The sequence below is a fragment of the Variovorax sp. YR752 genome (assembly GCF_943372545.1).
The window spans coordinates 24,901-47,154 of record NZ_CALRZC010000010.1; the positions used below are offsets into that span (position 1 = coordinate 24,901).

A 22,254-nucleotide genomic window follows, 5' to 3' on the forward strand; every position below is an offset into this window, starting at 1 on the left:
GAACCGATCACCAGGAGTCTTGCGATGAGCCGAATCCTCCAACTGCCGGACGGCCGGCGTATCGACGTCGACCAGTTGAACCCGCAGCAGAAGCAGGCGCTGTACGACCAGATGCAGCTGGCCGATGCGGTGGCCGCCGGCGCCGGCAGCCAGCTGCGCGGCGCATTGCAGGCGAGTCAGGCGCGGCACCAGCAGGCGGCGGTGGACATCCACGGCGCCGCCGACGACATGCGCGGCTATGGTCAAGAAGGCACGTTCTTCTCCAGCGTCGCGCAGGGCATCGCCGGGGTGCAGGTGGCCAAGGGCGCGGCTGACATCGCGGCGGCCGGGGCAAGCTACCTCGGCCACGCCGGCGCGGCCGTGTCCGGCGCCTGGAAGGCCGGCACCGGGCTTGGCGGCGCGATCAACGACCTCTTCACGTCCAGGAGCGGCAACTCGTCCGCCGAAGCGGCGGAGGCCGCCGCCGTGAAGGCCGGCACCGGCGCCTTGACCGGTGCCGGCGGGGTATTCGGCGCCATCGACAGCTTCAGCAAGCACAAGGCTGGCGAGGCGTTCAAGATCCCGGACGGCGCGGCCGGCGCCACCAAGCACCTGGGCAACGTGGCCGGCGCGGTCAGCGGCGGCTACGACGTCGTCCAGGGTAGCCGGCGCTTCAACGAAGCCGGTGACGAGCGAACGCGCCTCAGCGAGATGACGCAGAGCCAGGTCGGCGCCGCCGAGACGCGCGCGCAGCACGAAGAGCAGCGAGCGCAGCAGATCGGGCAACTCTCAGGGCTCGTCAGCCAGGGCAGCTCGGACGAGAACCGCCGCGGGCTGCAGATGCTGCGCGAATCCGATCCGAGCCTGAAGCTGCGCGAGCACGATCCCGAGCAGATGGAGCGAGCGCGCCAGATGCGCCAGGAGATCGAGACGGTGGCCCACCGCAGCGGGCAGGCGCCCGAGGGCGTGGAGAGCTACCGCAGCGCGGGCACCGAGCAGCTGCAGGAACTCAACGCCCAGGCGCAGCAGCATGCCGAGGCGATCCGGGATACCCACGCGCGGGTGCAGCAGGACGCCGAAGCGACGCAGACCTCGCACCAGCAGGCGCAACAGCACGCCGAAGGCACCGAGGCCTCGCACCAGCAGGCCCAGCAGCACGCCGAAGGCACGCAGTCCTCGCACGAGCAGGCGCAGCAGCACGCCGAGGGCACTCAGACCTCGCAGCAGCAGGCCCAGCAGCATGCGGAGGGCACGCAGGCTTCGCACGAGCAGGCCCAGCAACACGCTGATGGCACGCAGGCTTCGCACCAGCAAGCGCAGCAGGATGCCGAAGCCACACAGTCTTCCCATCAGCAGGCGCAGCAGGACGCCGAGGCTACGCAGTCCGCGCACCAGCAGGCGCAAACCGATGCCGATAGCGCACAGGCGTCGCACCAGCAAGCGCAGAGCGACGCCGACGGCACCCAGTCCTCGCACCAGCAGGCGCAACAGCACGCCGAAGCGACGCAGTCCACCCACCAGCAGGCGCAAAGCGACGCCGATGGGACGCAGTCCTCGCACCAGCAGGCGCAGCAGGATGCCGAAGCCACGCAGTCGGCCCACCAACAGGCACGGACCGACGCCGACGCGGTCCAGGAAGCGCAGATCCGAGCGCAGGAGGCGGCCGACAGCACGCGCGACGACGCCGAGCGCTCGGAGGACGATGCGTCGCGCGCTCAGAGCGCCGGCGAGGACGCGCATTCGCGGGCGCAGGAGACGGAGGACGCACGGACGCGCGCGGACGACAGCGCCACCCAGTCGCACGACGCGGCCGAACAGTCCAGCACCAGCGCCGGCGATGCCCAGGAAGCCACCGACCGCGCGCGCCAGGCGGCCGAGGACTCGGATGCCGCGGCCGACTCAACGAACCAGTCCGCCGACGAGGCCGACGACGCCGCCATCAAGTCCGGCGAGTCGGCCGAAGGCGCCTCCGACTCGGAGCTGTCGGCCCGCGAGTCAGCCGAGTCCACCGACCAGTCAGCACAGCAGGCGCAGCAGGACGCGGAGGCCAGCGGCAGCGCCTCGGACCAATCGCGCGAGGGTGCGCAGGACAGCGAGCAGTCGGCCGAGCAGTCGCGCGCCAGCGGCGCCGAAGCGAGCGACGCCTCGACACAGGCCCGCGCCGACGCCGGCGAGTCGCAGCAATCGATGCAGCAGGCACAAACCAGCTCGCAGCACGCGCTGGAAAATGAACAGCAGGCGCAGCAGGCCGCGCTGCAGTCGCACGACCAGGAGCAGCAGAGTGCCCACAACGCCGCGCTGGCGCAGGAGCACCAGGCACAGTCCGAAGTCGGCGCCGAAGGCGCGCGCGAGGGGAGCGGTCAGGCGGAGCAATCCGCGACTCAGGCCGCGTACGGCGAAGAGCAGGCCGCCACCGCCGGCCAGCACGCCCAGGACAGCAGCACCCAGGCGCAGGACAGCAGCACGCAAGCTCAGGACCACGAGCAGAACGCGAGCCAGCTGCTCGCGAGCGTGCAGCAGATCGCGAGCGAAACCGAGGTCCTGCACGACGAGACCGAACACCTGCACGACCATGTCTCCGAGCTCCATACCGGCACACAGGAGCTGCACGATGCCACCGCCGAGCTGCGCGAGCGCGCGCAGGCCGAGACCGACGCCGCGGTGGAGGCGCGCGCCGAGGCCGAAAGGCTGCTCGCCGAAGTGCAGGACATGCACGACCAGGCCCGGCAGACGCTGGAGCAGCTGCAGGACATGGCCGCGCAGGCCCAGCAGGACTCGGCCAGCGCCGCGCAAGCAGCCCAGGCCGCGCAAGCTGCGCAGGCGGGCTCGTCGCGGATGCATTTCTGAGGAACACAGGAGGAGAAGCCCTCATGAGAACGACCCTTCACACCATCGTCGCGCTGCTGCTGCCGCCGCTGCTGCTGCTCGCGCTGTCGCCCGCCGCCCGAGCCGCGCCCTTCCGCGACGCGCAACCGCAGGTGCTGGACGCTCCGCCCGAGGAGGTCGAGGAAGACGGCAGCGCCATCGTCGATGCCTTCAGGCGCCGCTACGAGCGCCAGCGCAAGCCGGCGGTGGCGCTGCTGTGGAACCGCGAGCTGAACGAGCGCGTCGTGCAATCGGCGGTGCAGCGCCAATCGGTACAGGGCCACCGCCGCGAGAGCGCCAGCGAGACCGGCACCGAAAGCTCCAAGAGCATCAACAAGCAGGAGAACAGCGGGCAGGTCACCGAGGTCAGTACCCATTCGCCGGCGGAGGCCGCGCGCCGCGGCCTCGACGAACGCTCCGAGGCGCGCCTGCGCGGCGCCTTCCTCGCGACGCTGGCCTCGGGCGGGCTGCGCCCGCTCGACCGGACGATGCTCGTGCGCGCCGCCGCGCTGCGGGCTAGCGGCCCGCTGGACATGCAGGCCAACGAGATGCTTGCGCTGCAGCAGGCGCGCGTGGTGCTGGAGGTGCTGATGGTCGGCGACGCGCAAGCGCCGCTTGGCGTTGGCTTCTCTGTCAGCGCGCGCGAGGTCAACAGCGCGGCGATTCTGTTCGCTGAATACATCGCACCGCCGCTGGCCAAACGACCCAGCGGCCGCTGGGTCGCAGTCAATGGCGCCGCCGGCTTCGAGCGCACGGACGGGGCCGTGGCATCGGTCGAGGACGTCGGCAGGGCGCTGGCGCTGGCGGTAATGGCACGGTTGTCGCCTGGGTGGTGAGGGCCTCGAGACGTGCCTTGAATTAATGGCCTGCCGCATCGCCCCCAAGTGCCCGTCGGCATGGAGACTTGAAAGCAGCTAGCGGAATGCGCCCACGATTGCTGCGACTGCCGCGACTCCTTTCGGCGGCGGCTTTCATTGGGCCGCAAGACCTGACCGGCTGCAGTCAGTCTCAAGCGGCTGCTCTCTCAGCGCCGGCCAAGTTCAGCTGATGGCGGAAAGCGTGTACTCGTGGGCGGCTGCTTACGCTTTAGCCTTCGATTGAAGCTCACGACTCAGGATGTCGAGCGCCGAGCGCTTCTCGGGCATGTAGTCATGCCCGTCGTAGTGCCGGGCTTGAACACCATTCAGGCCGTGCGACTGAAGGTGGCCGCGCACATCTCGACTGACTCCATGGGAAGCTAGAAGGGTCTCTACACCAGATCGGATGCGCTTCAGCTGGAAGCCATCGATCGAGTCGCCGACAACATGACGGGCCCAGCCCGCGAGCGTCCGCACGCTGATGGGCTTCTTTCCGGCAGTCGTCGAGATCGCGAACTCGCCCTGTCGCTTCGCGTGTGAGAGGTCTGCGCGAGCCTGCTTCAGCAGTGGGATCTGGTGAGCACGAGGACCTTGGCCTGGTCGTCCCTTGGCATCGAAGATCGTCACCGCATCGTCGCTCACGTCCGCCCACTTCAGGCGAACGAACTGCTCGACGCGTTGACCACCCGTCAGGAGATGCAGCCGCAAGGCTGCCGCTTCAGGACCGGGCCTGTCGGCGATCAGCTTCCAATAGGCTTGCAGTTCGGCCTTGGAAAACGGACGCTTGTCGGCCCGATCGAACTGCGGCGAGCGACGCGTCTGCGCCGCTGGGTTGAAGACCACTTCGAAGGACTTGAAGACCACCGGGATGGAGGCGGTTGTCCGCACGTCCAGCGCACACTGGTAGGCCGCGCGGAGGTAGGACCGCAGCTTGTTCGCAGTGCGCCCCTTGCTGGCCTCGATCAGCCTGCGCAGCATGTCGAGCACCTGGTCGGGCGTGAGATCGACGGCGGGCGCCGCCGCGATGGGCGGCCAGGCCTCGGTGATGTGGCGCCTAAAGATCTGATCGGCATCTACATGGCTGCGCCGCCCCTGCGTCTTCAGGTGCTCCACGTAGGCATCGAGAAGCCTTTGCAGCGTGCGATCCGCCTTCGCCGCCTCGGCTGCCTTCTGCGCAATGAAGGTCTTACGCTTCTCAGCCTTCGCCTCCCGAAGTCCGCCAGTCTGCGCACGCTCTGCATGCACGTCGGCGAGTTCACGACACCTCTCGAGCGCAGCAGCAAGGCCATAGCCGCGAGGCGTCGGCTGCTGCTTCTTCGGTGGGGCCGAAGGGTCGTAGACGCCGATCGGCTCGCGGCTCGTCGTGCCGCCGAGCGAATAGCGCCAGTAGAGCTGGACCGCGCCATTCGCGAGCTTGCGAGCCTGCAATGCACCACCTCGATCGAGTCGACTGTGCAGCGTCACGAATGCGCCGCTGTCGAGCGTTCGGATGGCCGCGGTGGCCGCTGAAACTTGATCTCTTGCCATAGTCCGTAGCTGATCTGGTGCCAGTCTGGTGCCAGTCTTGGCGGGAATGGTCCGAGACGGCCTGAAACGACTATGGATGCAAGATGTTGATCTGTAAAGAGTATTTAGGAGGCGACTTGTATCAGGAGATCCCAGACAATCCCATCCCCAGGGACTGTTAATCCGTAGGTCCCTGGTTCGAGCCCAGGTCGGGGAGCCACAGAAAACCGAAGAAGATCAAAGGCTTGCACGCGAGTGCAGGCCTTTTTTCTTGGCCGGATGCCGGAGTTCTCAGCCTTTGCGACACATCTGCCACGGCGGAAGACTGGCGGCCTCACTGAACCAAGGAGGTCTGCCGGCATGGCGAGCATGCCGACCTCTTCGGGGAGCTCACTTGTTGTAGTTCAAACCCCGCCCTCGCATGAACACCCGGCCGTAGACGCCGCTGTCCGCAGCAATCCCGTTGACGCCGCCGTAGCGATGGTCGTCGTCGTCGATGCGGACCCACGTCGCGCCCATGTCGGCGGATCGATAGACGGCGTCCTTGCCGCCGATCGTGCCCACCAGGTAGACGGCTGCCGACTGGCCCGATCCCGGCGCGGGAGCGCCCAGCGCGACCCTGATGGCTCCATGCACGTTCGTGTACTCGGCCCCCACCGTGGCCATCGCGGTCAGCTTCGTCCAGGTGAGTCCCGAGTCGACCGAGCGCCACAGATTGTTCGCGTCCGCCAGCCAGACCTCGCCTTCCACGAACGGGTTGACAGCCAGGCCCGTGACCCAGTTCCCGTTCGGCGCCCAGGTGCGGGCGATGGCGATGAAGGTGCGCCCGCCATCGCTCGATCTGTAGAACTTCGCGCTGTTGGACGGATACCACCAGTTGCCGCCATGGTCGTAGGCATAGACCTTGAGCGGGTTCTGGCGGTCGGCGGCGAGGTGATAGCCCACGGCCGGCGCCGGCAGGTTGGTGGCAGTCCAGGAGACGCCCCGGTTGGTCGTGTAGTAGGGGATTTGGCCCGTGATGGCCCAGATGATGTTGGCGCCGTCGGCCGTAACGGCGACCCTCGACTCGTCCCCTGTCGCGTTTCCCACGGGCGGCACGCTGGGGAAGGTCGTCCAGGTGAGGCCGGCGTCGGTGGAGTACGCCCCCTTGGAGGTGACAAAGGTTCCCACGCCGACGATGAAGGACGGGTTGTTCCAGGCCATGTCGATGCCGGTGCCGTTGCCGCCGCTGCCGTTGAGTTGCGCAGTGGGCGAACGGTTCGGCGAGGCCGTCAGCGAGGTGTGTACGTACAGCCCGGTGTCACCGTGCCCGCTGGCCAGGGCGTAGGGAGCGCCCGGCGGCGGCGCCGCCATCACCAGGTTGATCATCTCCTCGATGCCTTCCACGTCGTAGCGCCAGCGCGGCAGCGCCGCCGAGAAGCCCTCGGTGGTCGAGACGATGCCGCCGCCCAGCACGTAGGAGACGTGCTCGGGGTTGAACGGATCGATCTCGAGATCGTCCGCCCAGCCCCAGTAGCCGGTGGCGTCGTGGTAGTCGAGGCTGCCGTTGGTGTCGCCGGAGCGGCCGAACTCCTGCCAGGTGGTGCCTCCGTCGGCCGAGCGCATCGCGATCTGGACCCAGCCGTCGTCACCCCAGGTGCCGGAGACGCCGAACGCGATCTTCGTCGTCGCACCACTGCCGTGGACCGAGAGGCCGCCGATGCCACCGAAGTAGCGCCCGTCGCCGGACTCGACCAGCAAGGTCCAGTTGGTGCCGTCGAACTTGTACAGCGCCGAGGGTGCGCCACTGCCCGGGCCGGAGCTCGAGGTGAAGGGCACGTAGAGCATGCCGTCGGCGGCGCGCGCCAGGTGCGGGATGTAGAGGCTGTCGGCCCCGATGGCGGTCGTGACGGCGGCCGGAATCGGCACGCCCGACCAGCTGGCGCCGCCGTCGGTCGATTTGTAGAGGTGGAAGCCGAGCCCGGCGAGGCTCTTGTAGTCGGGCGCAACGCCGACGTAGATCGTGCCGCTGGCGCTGCCCGTGGGCGCGAAGCCCGAGGTCGGCACCGTGACGTCGAACACGACGAACTCCACCCCGACGGGGCTGCCGCCGTTGGCGCTGTTGATCTCGTTGGTGGTCATCACCCGCGAAGAGAGGGATGTGACCTGGCTCCAGTTCAGGCCGCGGTTCATGCTCTTCCAGAGACCCGCCGTGCGCGAGGCATAGAACAGCGTCGTGGGCAGATTCGGATCCACCATCAGCCGCTCGCCGATCGCCCGGCCCTGATTGTTTGAACCCACCGGGAACGGCAGGGTCACGTAGTTCCAGGTACGGCCCTGGTTGGACGAGTAGTAGAAGCGACCGTTGCCGTACTGCACGGCCATGCTGGTCGTCATGTAGACCCGGTTCGGATCGGTCGGGTCGACGGCCATGCTCTCCGCACCCTGCTGGCTTCCATCGGGGCGACCGAACGCATCGGTCAACGCCGTCCAGCTCGACTCAGCCTGATCCCATCGATAGACACCGGCGACATCGGTGCGCGCGTAGCGCAGGTACGGAACGGTCGGGTGGTAGATGATGCCGGGCACATAGCCGCCGCCACCCATCTTGACGGTGGTCCAGGTCGTGGCGGGAGTCACCGACACGGCCGCGGAAGCAGCGCCTTCCCCGACGGTGTTCGATGCCGTGACCACGTAGTGGTAGGTCGTTCCATCGAGGGCCGCGATGTCGGCGAAGCTCGTCGCCGACCCCGAGCCGACCATCGTGCCCCGCACGCCCTGGGTGGTGGAGCGATAGACCTTGTACGTGGTCGCGCCGGAAACCGCCGACCAGCTCACGCTCACCTGCGCGACACCGTCCGTCGCGGTCACGCCAGCGGGGGCAGCGGGTACGGTGATCGGGGCGCTGGGCGTTGCAGCGGCCGACTGCATCGATGCGGCCCCTTCCCCGGCGGCGTTGGACGCCATGACGACGTAGAAGTACGTGACGCCGTTGGCCGCCGAGGTGTCGATGAACTCGGTCGTTGCAGTCGTTCCGACCTTCTCGCCTTGCGCCCCGGCGGTGGTCGATCGATAGACGTTGTACGAGCCGGCGCCTGCCACTGCCGTCCAGTTCAGGCTCACTTGTCCGTCGCCCGCGCTGACATTCAGCCCTGTGGGCGCCAGCGGTGCGGTGACGGGCGCCGCGGGCGTCGAACCCGGCGATTGGGCGGAAGGAAGCCCCTCGCCCGAGGCGTTGTCTGCCGTCACCTGGTAGTAGTAGGTCGTGCCGTTCTGAACGGTCGAGTCGACATAGGAGGTGGTCGTGCTGGAGCCGACCTTGGTGCCTCTCTGACCCGGGGCCGTGGAGCGATAGATGTTGTAGGACGCCGCGCCCGCAACGGCGGCCCAGCGGATCGTGGCCTGGCTATCGCCGGCTGTCACCGTCACCGAGGACGGCTGGACTGGAACGGGAACGGGTTGCGGCGTGGAGCCCTCCCCCGCGCCGCCACCGCATGCCGCGAGCAGCGCGACGATCAAGCCTGCGATCCACAAGCAAAGCACGGTCTGCAAGCGCCCGGGCGCCGACTCGGTCGCGCTGAGAGATGTCATTCAAACTGCTCCAGGAATGTGCCGCGCCGGCGTTGGCCACAGTCGCGCCAGCAAGCCACGCCGGCAGGCGCACCGACAACCAGTGATGCTGCCACGTGCAAGACCCGCGCCCGTGCAGCTTGGGCGTGAAGAGTTGGCGGGTCGGTCGGCCTCGCCCGCCGTCGCTTGAACGGGAACGACTTCGGCTCGGCGCGAACAGCGCTCGATGCCCAGGCCGTCCGTGTCGATGTCGGTGCGCCTGCGGCAGGCGCGCGCCGCTTCGATGGATTCGCACAACGATCGCTCGGCAGAACCCTCGCCGAACGCGACGGCTGACCGATCAGGGTTCGCCGAGGGAATCGTGCAGTCTGTCGAGCAGTTCGCACAGGCGACGCCGATCCTGGGCGCTCAGCGCGGACATCATTCGCCGGTCTATGCGCTCGCGCGCCTCGCGCAGGCGTTGTGCTTCCCGGCGGCCCGCAGCGGTCAGGTGAAGTTGCTGCACACGCTGGTCGTTCGGCGCGGCCGATGCCTCCAGACAACCACGCTCGATCAGCAGGCGAACCAGCCTGGCCACTTGGGCCTTGTCTCGGCCGGAATGTTCCACGAGGTCACGCGCGCAGGCGCCCGGCCTGCCGGCAAAGAAGGCCAGCGCCCGCCACTCCATGGGTGTGGCTTCGTCCGACTGGCCCAGCAGTTCCTGCCGTTGATGCTGCCGAAGGCGGTGCACGAGCGCGTGAAGCTTCTCGCCGACGTCGGCGACCGCCGGGTCCGGTGTCGCGCCCGCTCCACCGATATGGTTGACTTTAGCAACTGACTTGGGCATGATGTTGACATTATCAACCAATAAGGCCGGCTCCCGCCACCTGATGCCATGACAAGACTCCGCGCGATGGCGCCCATTCTCGCGTTCGCCGTGATGATGGCCCTGGCCATCAGTGCCGCAGTGACCTGGACCCAGGTCGGGCCTGCTCCCAACTTCTTCACCCAGTGGGGCATGGCGGCAGCCTTGTCGATCCTGGTGATGCTGCCCTCTGGGGGCCTGGTGATGGCGGGCGTGGCCGCGGTGGTGCGGGCCACGCTCGAGAAGCAGCCGCTGTGGGCCCAACGTGCCGTCATGGCGCTGGCCATGGGACTCTTGATGGAGGCGATCTCCTCGGCACTCTCGACCTTGGTCAACCTGGGCCCGGAGCGGTTCTTCTCACACTGGTTGCAGGCCTACCTGCGCGCCATCCCGCTGGCGCTGGTGATGGGGCCCTTGATGGCGTATGGGGTGCGGCCCTGGGTCGAGCGGCGCCTGGCGCGCGTGTGACGGGCCCGTGAGGCGCTGCGACGCTTCGCGAGCCTGTCGTTCGATGACCCCGTGAACGTGTTCCGTGCGGAAGCCGCCAGCATGCCCCCATGCTGTTCGCCCGAAGGTGCGCGTGCTCGCACCGCGAGTCTGCGTTGTCCGCGCCCGCAGCTCCGGCAGGGGGTGTGACATCGGCCGCGCTCGTCCTGGCGGCCGAGCGCCTGCCGTCAAGCTTCGACGGCACGGCGGACCAGCGACTGCGCCGTGCCGTCGTGACGCAGGCCGAGCGCCAGCGCCAGCGGCGTGTGCAGCGGCGGGTAGGCCGCGAACAGGCGCTGCACCGCCTCCTGCGGCGCATGGCGCACGAGGGCGCGGCGCTCTTCACCGTACTCGCTCGCCAGGGCATCCACCACCGCGCCGATGCTCAGGTGCAGCGCCGGCATCTGCAGCACGCGGCGAACATCGAGCGCGGCGATGTCGAGGCTGGCGGCGCGCAGCAGGTTGTCGACGCAGGCCCCCACCGAGATCCACCACGCCGTGCCTTGCGCGCTGACGGGCAGCTCGATGGGCTCGCCCGCGGCCAGCTTCCAGAACAGCTGGCTCATGAAGGCCGAGACCAGGCCGGCACCATCGCCCGGCCGGGCCACCACGCCGGGCAGGCGCAGCGAGCAGGCATCGACCCAGCCGCGCCGCGCGGCATCGGCAACAAGCACCTCGGCGGCCAGCTTGTGCGCGCCATAGCTCATGGCCGGGCGAGCGGGCGTCGTCTCGTCGACGACGGCGGGCAAAGGGTCACCATAGACCGCCACCGTGCTGGCGAAAACCAGGCGCGGCGCGCCGCCCTGCCCGCGCAGCAGCGCCAGCAGCTGCGCGGTGGCGTCGAGGGTGACGCGCCGGCCGAGGTCCGGATCGCGCTCGGCCGCGCCGCCGGGCAGGCTGGCAAGGTGGAACACCGCGTCCACCGGCTCGGCGAGTGCGCACTCGAGCACGCCGGGGTCGGCGATCGAGCCTTCGACACCCTGCACGCGCGGATCGTCCGGGAGATCGCGCAGCGCCAGATCGGCGGCGACCAGTCGCGCCAGCGCGCGGCCGGCCAGCCCCTGCGCCAGCAGCCTGCGCACCAGCACGCGGCCGATGAACCCATCGGCCCCGGTGACGAGCACATGCATCGGCCCGTTCCCTCAGCCGCGCACGACGCGTTGATCGATGACGCCGAAGGGCCCATCGCGCCCGTCGGCGAAGCGTGCCTGCATGCGCACACGGTCGCCGAACTTCATGAAGCCGGTGCGCATCTCGCCCTGGTCGATCTTCTCGATCACACGGCGCTCGGCGATGCATGCCGAGCCGGCACCGCGCGCCACGTTGGAAACCGTGCCCGAGCCGATGATCGTGCCGGCCGTCAGCCGCCGCGTGCGTGCCGCGTGTGCGATCAGCTGGCCGAAATGGAAGTTCATCTCACCGCCGTGCGGCTCGCCGAAGCGCTCGCCGTTCCACTGCACATGCAGCTTCAGCTGCACGCGGCCGTCGCGCCAGGCCTCGCCCAGCTCGTCGGGGGTCACGGCCACCGGCGCGAAGGCGGTCGAGGGCTTGGCCTGCAGGAAGCCGAAACCGGTCTTCATCTCGTGGGGCCCCAGGGCGCGCAGGCTCCAGTCGTTGATCTGCACGACGAGCCTCACGCAGCGCAGCGCGGCCTCTGGCGACACCCCCATCGGCACCGGGCCGGTGACGACGCCGAACTCACCTTCGAAGTCAATGCCGTCGGCCTCGCTGGGCAGCGGCACGTCGGCCTGCGGGCCGAGGAAGTCGTCGCTCGCGCCCTGGTACATCACCGGCACCGTGTCGAAATCCGGAATCGGTGGCGTGTTGAAGGCCTGCTCCATCAAGCGGCCGTGATTGAGGAAGGCCGAACCGTCCAGCCACTGCGGCGCGCGCGGCAGCGGAGCGGTGCAGGCGGCGCCATCGAAGACCCGCGCGCCGGCGGCGCGGCCGGCGTTCAAGGCGTCGTAGACCTCGGCCAGCGACGGCTGCACCTCGTCCCAGCGCTGCACGGCGTCGTGCAGGCTCGCGGCGATGGCCGGCACGGGCACGGCGCGCTGCAGGTCCTGCGAGACGACGAGAAGGCTGCCGTCGAGGCGGCCATCGGCAAGCGTTGCAAGCTTCATGGAAAGACCTTCGTGAGTCAGGAGCCGTCGGAGATCAGGGTGCCGCCAGCGGCGCCGGCGCGTTCATCGCGCGGCCAGCGCCTGCGCAAGGGCCGGCTCGTACCGGCCGTCGACCAGCACGAACAGCATGCGGCACAGCCGGCCCGAGCGGTTGGCCCAGGCGTGGTTGCTGCCGCGCTGCACCACCACGCTGCCCGGGCGCAGCAGCACCTCGCTGTCGTCGAGCACCAGCGTCATCTCGCCTTCGATCACCACGCCGTAGTCGACCGACTCGGTGCGGTGCATCAGCGGATGCGGGGAGTCGGCCTTCACGGTGGAAGCCTGCGCGTCGCCGATCTGGGTGAAGGCCTGCTGCATGCGCGCCGCTCCGTGCGCGAGGAACTCCGCCGAGTCGGGCGGGATGTCGACGAAGCGGATGCGCGTGCCCTGCGGGGGCGGCGGCAGCCTCAAGGGGCCGGTGGTCGGATCGGCGCCGCTGTCCACCGGCGCGGGCGCGCCGGTCGTGGACCACACCTCGTGGAACACCGTGCCGGGAATGGCCTGCAGTTCGACCACCGTCGGCAGCGGCCCGTCGCTGGCGACGACCGCCTTGCCGGCGGCATCGTGCCCGGTGACGACGCGGTGGATGGCGGGGAGACTCATGGCTTCAGTCCTCGAAGATGGCCACCGCACGCGTCCAGCCGGCCGAGGCGCCGCGGATCTTGTGCGGGAAGCAGCTGATCGTGAAGCCGTGCGGCGGCAGCGCCTCGAGCTGGTGCAGCTTCTCGAGGTGGCAGTAGCCGATGTCGCGCCCGGCCTTGTGGCCTTCCCAGATCAGCGAGGTGTCACCCGTCTCGGCGACCTTCTTGGCGGTGTAGGAGAACGGCGCGTCCCAGCTCCAGGCGTCGGTGCCGGTCAGTCGCACGCCGCGCTCGAGCAGGTACATCGTGGCCTCGTAGCCCATGCCGCAGCCGGCACCGAGATAGTCCGGGTGGCCATAGCGCGAGCCGGCCCGCGTGTTCACCACCACGATGTCCAGCGGCTGCAGTTCGTGGCCGATGCGCGCCAGCTCGGCGGCCACGTCGGCGGCAGTGGCCACGTAGCCGTCGGGGAAGCGCCGGAAATCGAGCTTCACGCCCGGCTGGAAGCACCACTCCAACGGCACCTCATCGATGGTGATCGACGGCCGGCTGCCGCCGTTCTTCGCATCCTGCGTCGAGTGGAAATGCCAGGGCGCGTCCAGGTGCGTGCCGTTGTGCGTGGTCAGCGTCACCCACTCGGCGGCCGCCGCCTCGCCGTCGGGATAGTCCTGCGGCTTCGTGCCCGGCAGCATGGCCATGAACTCGGGCAGCGTGTCGGCATGCTTCTGGTAGGTGATCTTCGGCGCCAGCGGCGGCGGATCGGAGAGAACGTCGTTCTCGAGATAGATCGAGAGGTCGACAAAGCGGCGTTTCGGTTTCATGCCAGTGCGCTCCGTGTCGCGGGTGCGGCCTGCGCGGGCAGGCGCGAGAAGCAGGCGACGGCCAGCGCCGCGATCGCCGCGGCGGCCAGCGCAAGGCTGCCGTAGCCGTAGGCCTTGACCAGCGTGCCGCCGAGGATGGGACCGATGGCAGCGCCCGTCATCATCATCGCCGGCGTGGCGGCGAGCACACGCCCGCTGGGCTCCAGCCTGGCCAGCAGCCCGAAGGCGAAGGTGTGGGTGAAGATCATCACCGCCGCGAACACGGAGGCCGCCGCCGCATACGGCGCGAACATGCCCGAGGTCATGATCAGCGCGACGAGCAGCGCCTGCAGCACCGGCCCGGCCAGCATCACGCTGCGCGCCGACCAGCGCTTCTCCAGCACCGCGGCGAACCCGGCAGGGAACAGGTTGACCAGGCCCATGGCCACCAGCACCGCGGTGACGGCGGCCAGGCCGAAGCCGCGCTCGTGGCCCACCCGCTCGAGGAAGGCGAAGGTCATCGCCTGCACCACGCCCATGCAGCCCAGGCCGACGATGCCGAACCACACCACGCCGGCCACCGGTGCGTGCCGGGCTGGCGCGGCTGCAGGCGCGCCATGTGCCGAACCCGTCGCCGCCTCGTCCGCCTGCGGGAAGGCGAGCCAGGAGACCACGGCGGCCGTGGCCATCGTGCCGGCGAACACGTCGAACAGCCGCTGGCCGCCTGCCTGCGCGAGCAAGGGCGGCACCGCGGCATAGATGCAGATGGCGAAGACACCGAGCGCGACGCCGACGATCGCAAACAGCCGGTGCGGATTGCCGGCCCGCGCGATGCTGCCGTGCGCGACACTCAGTGCCGCGCCCGTGGCCAGCCCGGCCAGCGCGTGCAGCACGCCCATGCCGGTGAAATCCGTCCGCCACGACGCCCCCAGGAAGGCCAGCGCCGCGACGCCAAAGCCCGTCACCGCCACCGCGCGGCGCGGCAGGCGGCCGAAGTGCGGCGCGAGCAGCACGCTGGACAGCACCGCGCCGACGAGGAACAGCGTCGCCAAGCCACCCGCCTGCTGCGGATCGAAGCGGTAGTGGCCCATCAGCACGCCCACCCAGAGGGGCAGCGCCACCAGGTCCAGCATGCCGGCGCAGTGCGCCACCATCAGCGCCAGGCGCCCGCGGCGTGAATCGGTCGTGACCATGTGGTTCTCCTGAGCCGGGTCAGATGGGCTGCGCGAGCGCCATCAGCGACTCGCGCATGATGCGGGCGTGCTCTTCCTTGTCGCCGCCGGCCATCTCGATCTCGCCGAGGCGGGCCGAGTTCTCCACCACCATGCGGCAGCGTTCCCAGCGCCGCGCCTCGAAGGCCGCGAGCGCGGCCTCGATGCCTGCCTGACGTGAGAGCTCCTCGGCCAGCACGATCGCGTCCTCGATGCCGATGCAGGCGCCGGAGGCCAGGTGCGGCGTGGTGGCGTGCACCGTGTCGCCGATCAGCACCACGCGCCCCTTGAACCAGGGCCGCGACATCAGCAGGCCCTCCAGCGGCCGGAACACGATCTGCGAATCGGGCCCGATCTGCTCGCGGATGCGCTGCACCAGCGGCGCGGGGAACGGCGCGAGCAACGCACGCAGCAACTCGGCGAACTGCGCCGGGTCGACGTGCTCGTTGTTCGGCCGGTGCTCGGTCAGGAAGAGGTAGATCTGGTCCCTGGACACCGGGTTCACGCCGGGCTTGACTCGGCCCATCCACATCATCGCCGTCGTCACCTCGGGCGGCCGCGGCAGCACCGCGCGCCAGACGGCCTGGCCGCTGTAGCGCGGCCCGGGCGCGCCGGGGAACAGTGCCTCGCGCGTCTTGGAGTACAGGCCGTCGGCGCCGATCACCAGGTCGTAGCGGCGGCGCTGGCCGTCGGTGAAATCGACGTCGACGCCCTGCGCGTCCTGCTCGATGCGCGTGAAGGTGCAGCCGAGCATCACGTTCGTCGAGGTGGCGCGCGTGGCGTCGGCCAGGATGCGCGCCAGCACCGGCCGCATGATGCCGCCGCCGCCGGGCACGTCGGGCCCCGCGACGCGCGGCGTCGGCAGCGTGGCCAGCGGCGTGCCGTCGGGCAGCAGGGCCTGCAGGCCGTCGGCCGCGTTGCCCTCGCGCAGAAAGGCCTCGAGGATGCCCAGCTGCCGGAAGGCGCGCAGCGTCGCGCCACCCAGGCTGATGCCGGCGCCGTAGTTGCGCCAGCCGGGGTCGATTTCCACCAGGTCGACCGCGGCGCCGCGCTTGGCGCACTCGATGGCGGCCGACATGCCGGAGAAGCCGCCGCCGATGATCAGGATGCGTCGGGCTGCGAGTGTCATGTGTGTGTCTCCTCGGGAGATGAGGCGAGGTGGACCTCGCCGTCGTCGGTGATGGTCAGCGGCACCGGCGTCAGCGCCTGGCCCAGGCAGGGCCCGAGCGTGCAGCGGCCGGTGGGAATGTCGAACTGCGCGCCGTGCGCACCGCAGACGATGCGGTCGCGCGCGGCATTGAGGTAGGCGTGGCGGCGCCATGCCATCGGCGTGCCGTGGTGCGGGCAGGCGTCGCGCCAGCCGTGCAGCACGCGCCCCTGCCGTACGACGACGATCGTGTCGCGGCCACTCGCCTGCGGGTCGAAGCCGCGCGAGTCGCCGTCGGGCAGATCGTCGAGATGGCACAGGCGCATGGTCACGCCCACCTCAGTGCTTCTCGCCGGCCGGCGGCGGCCCGCCGGAGGGGGCCCACTTCTCGCGGTACTGGAACAGGAAGGCCTGCGAGGCATCGGCACCCATGCCCGTCTCGCGCGCGGTCCAGCTGTCGTCGTGCAGGTCCATGTCGGCGTCGTACTCGACGTGGCAGCCCAGCGGCGAGTTGAAGTACCAGAACCAGTTGCTGCCGTAGAGGTGGCGCCCCGGCCCCCAGAAGCTCTGGTAGCCCTTCCCGACGAACCGTGCGCCGGCCAGCATCAGCTCGGTGGGCCCGCCCATGTGGAAGGTGAAGTGCTCGACGCCTTTCATGAACGGTGGCGTCTGGATCATGAACAGGGTGTGGTGATCCAGCGTGCCGGCCGGGCGCAGGAAGGGGCCGACGCCGGTGAATCGGTCGGTGCAGACAAAGCCGAGCCGGGAATAGAAGGCTTCGGCTTTCGCGACATCGGGCACGAAGTAGACGACGTGCGACAGCGAGCGCGGCACGGCCGGCATGTCGGGCGTGACGCCGATCGTGTTGGCGCCGCGCTGCGGCGCGGCGCCGGGCGCATTCACCGTCTCGGCGGCCAGCACCAGGGGGCGGCGCACCGTCACCTGGAAGGCGAGGGCGAAGCCCATGTCGTCGCAACAGCGCAGCACGCCGTCGCGGCGTGTGACCTCGCGGTCGCGGCGCAGCTCGGCTTCGAGGGCGTCCAGCGTCTTCGCATCGGCCACGCCGTAGACCGTTTCACGCAACATGCTGGCGGTGCCCAGGCCGGGTGGCAGCGAAGGATCGTCCTTGGCGCGGATGATGACGGCCGTGCCGTCGAGTGCCTCGAAGCGGCCTTCGCCCACGGCCTTCAGGCCGTAGTCGATCAGGTACTGGCGGCAGGCGGCGAGGTCGTCGACGCCGAAGACCAGTGCGTCCGGTCCGATGATGTTCATGCGTGCTTTCTCCTGGGCAGGGTTCAGAGGGCCGTGCGGCCGCCGAGCACTTCGGCGACCCAGTCGGCGATGTAGTGGCCGGCGTTGATGCTGTTGTCGAAGCTCGAGTGCTGCACCCCGCCTTCGCGTTCGGTGAAGACCTTCAGCTCGCGCTTCGGGCTGTTGACGAGTTGCTCGTAGCTGCGCTGCGCCCACTTCAGCGGGATCTGTGAATCCTTCTCGCCGTGCGTCACCAGGAACGGCACGCGGATCTTCTCGACCACGCCGTCCAGGTGCACGTTCTCGGCGATCTTCATGAAATCGTCGATGTCCTTCGCACCCCACACCCAGCAGACGTGGGCCCAGTAGTGCGGCACGGGCAGGCTGCCTTCGCGTTCGAGGCGGCGCTTCTGCACGTCGCGCCAGTCGTGGTTGGCGCCCCAGGCGACGCCGCAGGCGAAGCGCGGCTCCATCGCCACCGCACGCGGGCAGTAGTAGCCGCCGAGCGAGACACCCTCGCAGCCGATGCGCCCGGGGTCGACGTCGGCGCGCGTCTCCAGCCAGTCGACCACGCGGCTGGCCCAGTGCTCGGCGTCGTAGCGCGCCGTCAGCTTCTGCAGGCGCAGCGCCTCGCCGGTGCCCGGCTGGTCGACGACGAGCGAGGACACACCGCGCCGCGCCAGCCAGGCCGGCAGCCCGACCAGGTGCTTCATCTCCTTGGTCGAGTCCAGCCCGTTGAGCTGCACCAGCAGCGGCGCGCGCCCGCCCGGCTGCAGGCCCTGCGCCGGCAGGTACAGGGCCGACAGGTGCGTGCCTTCGTAGGCGATCTCCACGCGCTGCACCGGGTCGCCCATCAGGCGCGAGCCCTTCAGGAACAGCGCCAGCGCGCGGCGGTAGAGATCCATGCGGCCCGGCGCGTCGTGCGCCTGCAGCCGCTCGGCAGTCATCAGGTAGCTGGCGGCGCGGCGGATCTTCTCGCCAGCGGAGAGCAGCCGGCCGCGCGCCTCGTCCTCGTCGGCCAGAACGCACAGCTTGTCGGCCATGCGCACCCAGGTCTCGCGGAAGGCCCGGGTGCCGGCCGCATCGGGCGCCTTGGCGGCCTCCTGCAGCGGGGCGCACATCTCCTCGATCTCGCCGATGCGCGCGCCCATCTCGATCGCGAGATCGACCGAGAGGTTCCAGACGTAGTTGGTGGGGAAGTACTTGAACATGAAAGATCCTCAGGGGCGGCGGGCACGCGGGCCGATGCCCAGCGTCGCGAAGAAGGTCGCGGTGGGTTCGTCGGAGAAGTCCGGCAAGAAGCGGAACGCGACGATGCGGCCGTCGCGAACGCGCACGATGTCGCGCCCGACGATGCGCTCGGCGCCGGCGCGGGTGTAGAGCGGGCTGCGCACCTCGAGCTCGGCGGTGACGGTCTCGCCGTCCACGTTGCGCCGCCGCTCGGTCAGCCGCGCGCCCGGCTTGACCACCGTGGCCTCGATGTAGTGAGCCAGGCAGGCCGGGTTGTCCATCTCCGGCCGGCAACCGGCGAAGTCGGACCGCTCGACGCTCGCGCCGATCAAGGCGCGCACCGCGGGCATGTCGGCGGCGTGCACGGCCGCCACGTAGCGGTCGAACACCTCGGCCGGGGACGGCACGGTCGTGGGGCCTGGTGTCGAACAGGCGATGCACGCTGCGCCAAGCAAGGGCGACAACACTCTGAAGTTCATGCGGTTTCCTCCTGAGATCCTTGTTCGGCGGCGATCAGCGCATCGAGCTTGCGGCGCGCACGCACCGCGCCGGCATCGCTGGCCAGCAGCACGGGCCGGAGCGACCAGAACTCCGCGTCGCCGATGCGCCGCTGCTGGGCTTCGAGCCTCGGCTTGTCCTGCTGCGAGAAGGCGAACTCGACGATCGGCCTGATCGCCGCGTTGGCGTGCGGGTTGACCGCGAAGTTGCGCGTACTCCAGTACCAGTAGTGGGTGCGGCCGGCCGCCTCGGGCGTGGCCAGGTGCAGGTTGGCGGTGTCCACGCCACGCTCGCGCTGCTCGCCCTGTAGCGCGGCGCCTACACGCAGCAGCATCGCGCACGGCGCCGTCCAGGTGACTTCGGTCCACTGGTCGGTCGCCTGCCCGCGCAGGCGCAGGTGTTCGTCGAACGCGGGCGGGGCCTGGTCGCCGCTGGACAGCCAGGCGACGCGCATGCTGCGCTCGCCGAGGTCGGTGAGCTGCGCCCTGGCGCGCGTGATGGCCCCGCTGCCCAGCGAACCGGCATGCAGGTAGTCGGCATGCGTCAGGTCCATGATGTTGTCGGCCAGCAGCCGGTAGTCGCAGGCGGTGGGCAGGTAGCCGCGGATCGTCGCGTGCTCCGGCGCGCTCGTCACGGCGGCGAAGTCGGGGATCAGCGCCTCGTCGGCGCGCGCCGCGTCGCCGGCCCAGAGCCACAGCAGGCCGTCACGCTCGACCACCCGGCGGCTCGACACCACTGCCGCCTTCGGGATCGCGCCGTTGCCATGCGGGTTGTGCACGCAGGCGCCGCTGCCGTCGAAGCGCAGACCGTGGTAGGGGCACTGGAGCGCGGCACCGCCGTCGCACAGGGTGCCGGCCGATAGCGGCACGAAACGATGCGGGCAGCGGTCGAGCAACGCGGCGACGCCGCCGTCCGCGCGGCGGAACAGGACCAGCGGCTCGTCGAGCAGCGTGCGGGCCAGCAGCTGGCCGGGCGGCAGCTCGTCGGCAAAGCCGGCAACGTACCAGGCGCGGCGGAGGTAGGTCATGGTGCGCTGCTCCGGAAGGTCACAGATCGAGCACGAGCCGCGGCGACGTCGCCCGCGAGCGGCACAGCGTCATCTGCTCGCCGCGTGCATGCTTCTCATCGGTCAGGCAGGTGCCGCACACGCCCTGCTCGCGGGACACCGGCACCTGCACGCCCGCAGCGGCCAGCGCCGCGACGACGATGCAGCGGACGCGGACGACGCGCGTGTCGCTCACGCCCGCTCCTTCTCGATCATCGCGTGCAGCAGCCGGCGCGCCCGCACCGCCGCCGCATCACCCGGCAGGAGCACCGGCTTGAGGTCGAACAGCGCCGCGCCGCCCATGCGCCGGCCGACCGCCTCGACGATGGGCTTGTCCTCGTTCTCGAACGGGCCTCGCAGCGCGGCGACGCTCTGCCCGGCCAGTTCCTCGGCCATCGGCCCCATCGCACGCGGGAAGGCGATCGAATAGAAGTAGCGCGTGCGCTCGCGGCTCTCGGGCGTGAAGCAGTGCGCCTGCTGCGAGACGATGCCCTGCTCGGTCGGCCGGCCACCGGCCACGCCGCCGGCCCACAGCGCCATCGAGGCCGGCGCGTTCCAGCGCACGTGCAGCCAGCGATCCACCGGCCCTTCGTTCACCTGGAACACCTGGCGGATGAAGTCCGGCACCTCGCGGTCGTCGGCCATGAAGCGCTTGCACCACACCGTGTCGCCGTCCTGCTCGCAGGTCACCTCGGCACGGCGCACCGCCTCGCTGGCGAACAGCGGGTGCATGAACTCGATGTGCGACAGATCGAGGATGTTGTCGACCTCCAGTTCGTAGGGTGCGTCGACCACCATCGACCCGGTACCGACCGCCCAGTGCGCCGGGTCGTTGAACGAGAAGTCCGGGATCAGCGCCGCGTCGGCGCACGCCAGGTCGCCCATCCAGATCCAGATCGCGCTCCAGCGCTCGACCACCGGATAGCTGCGCACCCGCGCCGCCGCGGGAACGCGCCCATCGCCGTGCGGGTTGTGCACGCACGCGCCGCTGCCATCGAAGCGCAGGCCGTGGTACGGGCACTGCACCGAGGCGCCGCCATCGCACAGCCGGCCCATCGACAGCGGCGCAAAGCGGTGCGGGCAACGGTCGAGCAGCGCCTGCGGCTGGCCGGCGGCATCGCGGTAGAAGACCAGCGGCTCGTCGAGCAGGGTGCGCGCCAGCAGCTTGCCGGGCTCCAGCTCGTTGGCCCAGGCGGCGACAGTCCAGGCATTGCGCAGGTAGCTCAATCGGGTCTCCTCGTGGTCAGGGACGGCCGGCCAGCTCGAGCAGGCGGGCGGCCAGGGTGTCGAACGACTCGCCCGTGCCGAAACGCGGATCGGCATTGGCGTCGAAGGCTTCGGCGATGGCTCGCCAGTCCTCGGCCCGCAGGTGGCGGCTGGCGGCGGGCAGCACCAGCGTCTCCTCGGCGCGCATGTGTTGCCACTGCGCCTGCGCGAAGCCGTGCGCGGCGACGGCGAACGCGGCGACGTCGCCGGCGTCCAGCAGTGCGCGCAGTTGCGCGAAGCGCTCGGCACCGGCCTGGTGCTGCTGCTCCAGGCCGGCGAGCAAGGCGTCGCAGTCGGTGCTGCGCTGGCGCAGCCGCGCGAACAGGTGCCGCTCTTCCTTGGGGTGGTGCAGCCGCTCGGGAAACTGCTCGACGTAGAACAGCATCGCGCGCAGCAGTGCCGGCTCGGGCCGCCGCGACGTGTCGTCGGCGATGCCCAGCAGCGCGTGCAGCACGGCTGCCAGCGAGCGGTGTTCCTCGCGCAGCAGCGCCAGCGCGCGCTGCTCGTCGCTGCGAGCGGCCAGGTTGCTCTCCACCGCGGCCACCAGCACCGGCACACCGGCGCCCTCCAGCACCTTGCGCGTCACCGAACCGAGCAGCGCCCCCTTCAGCCCGCGCCGGCCGTGCGAGGCCATGAACACCAGGTCGCAGCCGCTGTGGCGCGCCGCTTCCAGGATGGCCTCGTGCGGCCGGTCGCTCGTCACCAGCATCGACGAGGCCGCCACGCCTGCGGCGCGTGCGGCTGCCTCGGCGCGTGCCAGCAGCGCCCGCGCATTGCCTGCGGCCGCGTCGGCGAAGGCCTGCGGCGACATCGCATGCAGCAGTGCGCCGTCGCCACGGGCGGCGAGGTCGGCCCGCGCGTGCAGGAAGCTCAGCCGCGCGCCGCCGACACGCGCGTAGGCGACCGCCTGCTCGACGATGGCGGCAGCCAGCGGCGTGTCGTCGACGGGAACCAGCAGGTGCATGTACATCGTCGTG

General features: G+C 70.1%; 19 protein-coding genes and 1 pseudogene. 3 read left to right on the forward strand and 17 right to left on the reverse strand.

Annotated features, from left to right (window positions below; translation table 11 throughout):
• Positions 1-24 precede the first annotated feature (24 nt).
• The gene (locus AAG801_RS03790) at positions 25-2,826 is read left to right on the forward strand and encodes a hypothetical protein (protein ID WP_341887221.1); all 2,802 of its coding nucleotides are present in this window, start codon (positions 25-27) and stop codon (positions 2,824-2,826) included.
• A 23-nt stretch (positions 2,827-2,849) separates the two neighbouring features.
• On the forward strand, positions 2,850-3,680 hold the full coding sequence (locus tag AAG801_RS03795; protein ID WP_341887222.1) for a hypothetical protein: 831 nt from the start codon (positions 2,850-2,852) through the stop codon (positions 3,678-3,680).
• Between the two features lie 243 nt (positions 3,681-3,923).
• Here the strand turns inward: AAG801_RS03795 and AAG801_RS03800 are convergent, their stop codons facing one another.
• The 3 genes from AAG801_RS03800 to AAG801_RS03810 all read right to left on the reverse strand — a co-directional run bounded on the left by AAG801_RS03800 (position 3,924) and on the right by AAG801_RS03810 (position 9,582).
• Positions 3,924-5,228, reverse strand: a complete 1,305-nt coding sequence (locus AAG801_RS03800) for an integrase (RefSeq protein ID WP_341887223.1) — start codon at positions 5,226-5,228, stop codon at positions 3,924-3,926.
• A gap of 369 nt (positions 5,229-5,597) precedes the next feature.
• A complete protein-coding gene (locus AAG801_RS03805) occupies positions 5,598-8,609 on the reverse strand; it encodes a dockerin (RefSeq protein ID WP_341887224.1) in 3,012 nt (1,003 codons plus the stop codon).
• A 487-nt stretch (positions 8,610-9,096) separates the two neighbouring features.
• Positions 9,097-9,582, reverse strand: coding sequence for a MarR family winged helix-turn-helix transcriptional regulator (locus AAG801_RS03810; protein ID WP_341887225.1), 486 nt, complete (start codon positions 9,580-9,582; stop codon positions 9,097-9,099).
• Between the two features lie 48 nt (positions 9,583-9,630).
• Between AAG801_RS03810 and AAG801_RS03815 the strand changes: the two genes are divergently transcribed.
• Positions 9,631-10,068, forward strand: coding sequence for a DUF2798 domain-containing protein (locus AAG801_RS03815; protein WP_341887226.1), 438 nt, complete (start codon positions 9,631-9,633; stop codon positions 10,066-10,068).
• Positions 10,069-10,274: 206 nt separating this feature from the next.
• Here AAG801_RS03815 and AAG801_RS03820 read toward each other — a convergent pair whose 3' ends face one another.
• The 14 genes and pseudogenes from AAG801_RS03820 to AAG801_RS03885 all read right to left on the reverse strand — a co-directional run bounded on the left by AAG801_RS03820 (position 10,275) and on the right by AAG801_RS03885 (position 22,247).
• The gene (locus AAG801_RS03820) at positions 10,275-11,216 is read right to left on the reverse strand and encodes an NAD-dependent epimerase/dehydratase family protein (protein WP_341887227.1); all 942 of its coding nucleotides are present in this window, start codon (positions 11,214-11,216) and stop codon (positions 10,275-10,277) included.
• 12 nt (positions 11,217-11,228) lie between these two features.
• Entirely contained in the window at positions 11,229-12,209 is a 981-nt protein-coding gene (locus AAG801_RS03825; RefSeq protein ID WP_341887228.1) for a fumarylacetoacetate hydrolase family protein, read from the reverse strand.
• Between the two features lie 63 nt (positions 12,210-12,272).
• Positions 12,273-12,851 (reverse strand): cupin domain-containing protein, encoded by a 579-nt coding sequence (locus tag AAG801_RS03830; RefSeq protein WP_341887229.1) that lies wholly within the window; start codon positions 12,849-12,851, stop codon positions 12,273-12,275.
• Positions 12,852-12,855: 4 nt separating this feature from the next.
• Positions 12,856-13,650: a cyclase family protein gene (locus AAG801_RS03835; protein WP_341887230.1), complete on the reverse strand. Its 795-nt coding sequence runs from the start codon at positions 13,648-13,650 to the stop codon at positions 12,856-12,858.
• Positions 13,647-14,822, reverse strand: coding sequence for an MFS transporter (locus AAG801_RS03840; protein ID WP_341887231.1), 1,176 nt, complete (start codon positions 14,820-14,822; stop codon positions 13,647-13,649). The genes AAG801_RS03835 and AAG801_RS03840 overlap by 4 nt, the downstream gene beginning before the upstream one ends.
• Positions 14,823-14,841: 19 nt before the next feature.
• The gene (locus AAG801_RS03845; RefSeq protein WP_341887232.1) at positions 14,842-15,969 is read right to left on the reverse strand and encodes an FAD-dependent oxidoreductase; all 1,128 of its coding nucleotides are present in this window, start codon (positions 15,967-15,969) and stop codon (positions 14,842-14,844) included.
• Positions 15,966-16,313: a Rieske (2Fe-2S) protein gene (locus AAG801_RS03850; RefSeq protein ID WP_341887274.1), complete on the reverse strand. Its 348-nt coding sequence runs from the start codon at positions 16,311-16,313 to the stop codon at positions 15,966-15,968. Before AAG801_RS03850 ends, AAG801_RS03845 begins: the two co-directional genes overlap by 4 nt.
• Before the next feature lie 13 nt (positions 16,314-16,326).
• Positions 16,327-17,259: a VOC family protein gene (locus tag AAG801_RS03855; protein ID WP_341887233.1), complete on the reverse strand. Its 933-nt coding sequence runs from the start codon at positions 17,257-17,259 to the stop codon at positions 16,327-16,329.
• A gap of 23 nt (positions 17,260-17,282) precedes the next feature.
• Positions 17,283-18,449: a prolyl oligopeptidase family serine peptidase gene (locus AAG801_RS03860; protein WP_341887234.1), complete on the reverse strand. Its 1,167-nt coding sequence runs from the start codon at positions 18,447-18,449 to the stop codon at positions 17,283-17,285.
• Positions 18,450-18,458: 9 nt separating this feature from the next.
• The gene (locus AAG801_RS03865; protein ID WP_341887235.1) at positions 18,459-18,875 is read right to left on the reverse strand and encodes a nuclear transport factor 2 family protein; all 417 of its coding nucleotides are present in this window, start codon (positions 18,873-18,875) and stop codon (positions 18,459-18,461) included.
• A gap of 68 nt (positions 18,876-18,943) precedes the next feature.
• Positions 18,944-19,993, reverse strand: a complete 1,050-nt coding sequence (locus AAG801_RS03870; RefSeq protein WP_341887236.1) for an aromatic ring-hydroxylating dioxygenase subunit alpha — start codon at positions 19,991-19,993, stop codon at positions 18,944-18,946.
• A gap of 19 nt (positions 19,994-20,012) precedes the next feature.
• Positions 20,013-20,171, reverse strand: a pseudogene (locus AAG801_RS03875) (oxidoreductase); the annotation flags it as partial.
• Between the two features lie 32 nt (positions 20,172-20,203).
• Entirely contained in the window at positions 20,204-21,238 is a 1,035-nt protein-coding gene (locus AAG801_RS03880) for an aromatic ring-hydroxylating dioxygenase subunit alpha (protein WP_341887237.1), read from the reverse strand.
• A 16-nt stretch (positions 21,239-21,254) separates the two neighbouring features.
• Positions 21,255-22,247: a universal stress protein gene (locus AAG801_RS03885; protein ID WP_341887238.1), complete on the reverse strand. Its 993-nt coding sequence runs from the start codon at positions 22,245-22,247 to the stop codon at positions 21,255-21,257.
• Between the last annotated feature and the right edge of the window lie 7 nt (positions 22,248-22,254).

Excerpts from the sequence above, each read along its gene's own strand:
- AAG801_RS03790 (WP_341887221.1), top strand. The coding sequence starts at position 25 with ATGAGCCGAATCCTCCAACTGCCGGACGGCCGGCGTATCGACGTCGAC.
- AAG801_RS03795 (WP_341887222.1), top strand. The coding sequence starts at position 2,850 with ATGAGAACGACCCTTCACACCATCGTCGCGCTGCTGCTGCCGCCGCTG.
- AAG801_RS03800 (WP_341887223.1), bottom strand. The coding sequence starts at position 5,228 with ATGGCAAGAGATCAAGTTTCAGCGGCCACCGCGGCCATCCGAACGCTC.
- AAG801_RS03810 (WP_341887225.1), bottom strand. The coding sequence starts at position 9,582 with ATGCCCAAGTCAGTTGCTAAAGTCAACCATATCGGTGGAGCGGGCGCG.
- AAG801_RS03815 (WP_341887226.1), top strand. The coding sequence starts at position 9,631 with ATGACAAGACTCCGCGCGATGGCGCCCATTCTCGCGTTCGCCGTGATG.
- AAG801_RS03820 (WP_341887227.1), bottom strand. The coding sequence starts at position 11,216 with ATGCATGTGCTCGTCACCGGGGCCGATGGGTTCATCGGCCGCGTGCTG.
- AAG801_RS03825 (WP_341887228.1), bottom strand. The coding sequence starts at position 12,209 with ATGAAGCTTGCAACGCTTGCCGATGGCCGCCTCGACGGCAGCCTTCTC.
- AAG801_RS03830 (WP_341887229.1), bottom strand. The coding sequence starts at position 12,851 with ATGAGTCTCCCCGCCATCCACCGCGTCGTCACCGGGCACGATGCCGCC.
- AAG801_RS03835 (WP_341887230.1), bottom strand. The coding sequence starts at position 13,650 with ATGAAACCGAAACGCCGCTTTGTCGACCTCTCGATCTATCTCGAGAAC.
- AAG801_RS03840 (WP_341887231.1), bottom strand. The coding sequence starts at position 14,822 with ATGGTCACGACCGATTCACGCCGCGGGCGCCTGGCGCTGATGGTGGCG.
- AAG801_RS03845 (WP_341887232.1), bottom strand. The coding sequence starts at position 15,969 with ATGACACTCGCAGCCCGACGCATCCTGATCATCGGCGGCGGCTTCTCC.
- AAG801_RS03850 (WP_341887274.1), bottom strand. The coding sequence starts at position 16,313 with ATGCGCCTGTGCCATCTCGACGATCTGCCCGACGGCGACTCGCGCGGC.
- AAG801_RS03855 (WP_341887233.1), bottom strand. The coding sequence starts at position 17,259 with ATGAACATCATCGGACCGGACGCACTGGTCTTCGGCGTCGACGACCTC.
- AAG801_RS03860 (WP_341887234.1), bottom strand. The coding sequence starts at position 18,449 with ATGTTCAAGTACTTCCCCACCAACTACGTCTGGAACCTCTCGGTCGAT.
- AAG801_RS03870 (WP_341887236.1), bottom strand. The coding sequence starts at position 19,993 with ATGACCTACCTCCGCCGCGCCTGGTACGTTGCCGGCTTTGCCGACGAG.
- AAG801_RS03885 (WP_341887238.1), bottom strand. The coding sequence starts at position 22,247 with ATGTACATGCACCTGCTGGTTCCCGTCGACGACACGCCGCTGGCTGCC.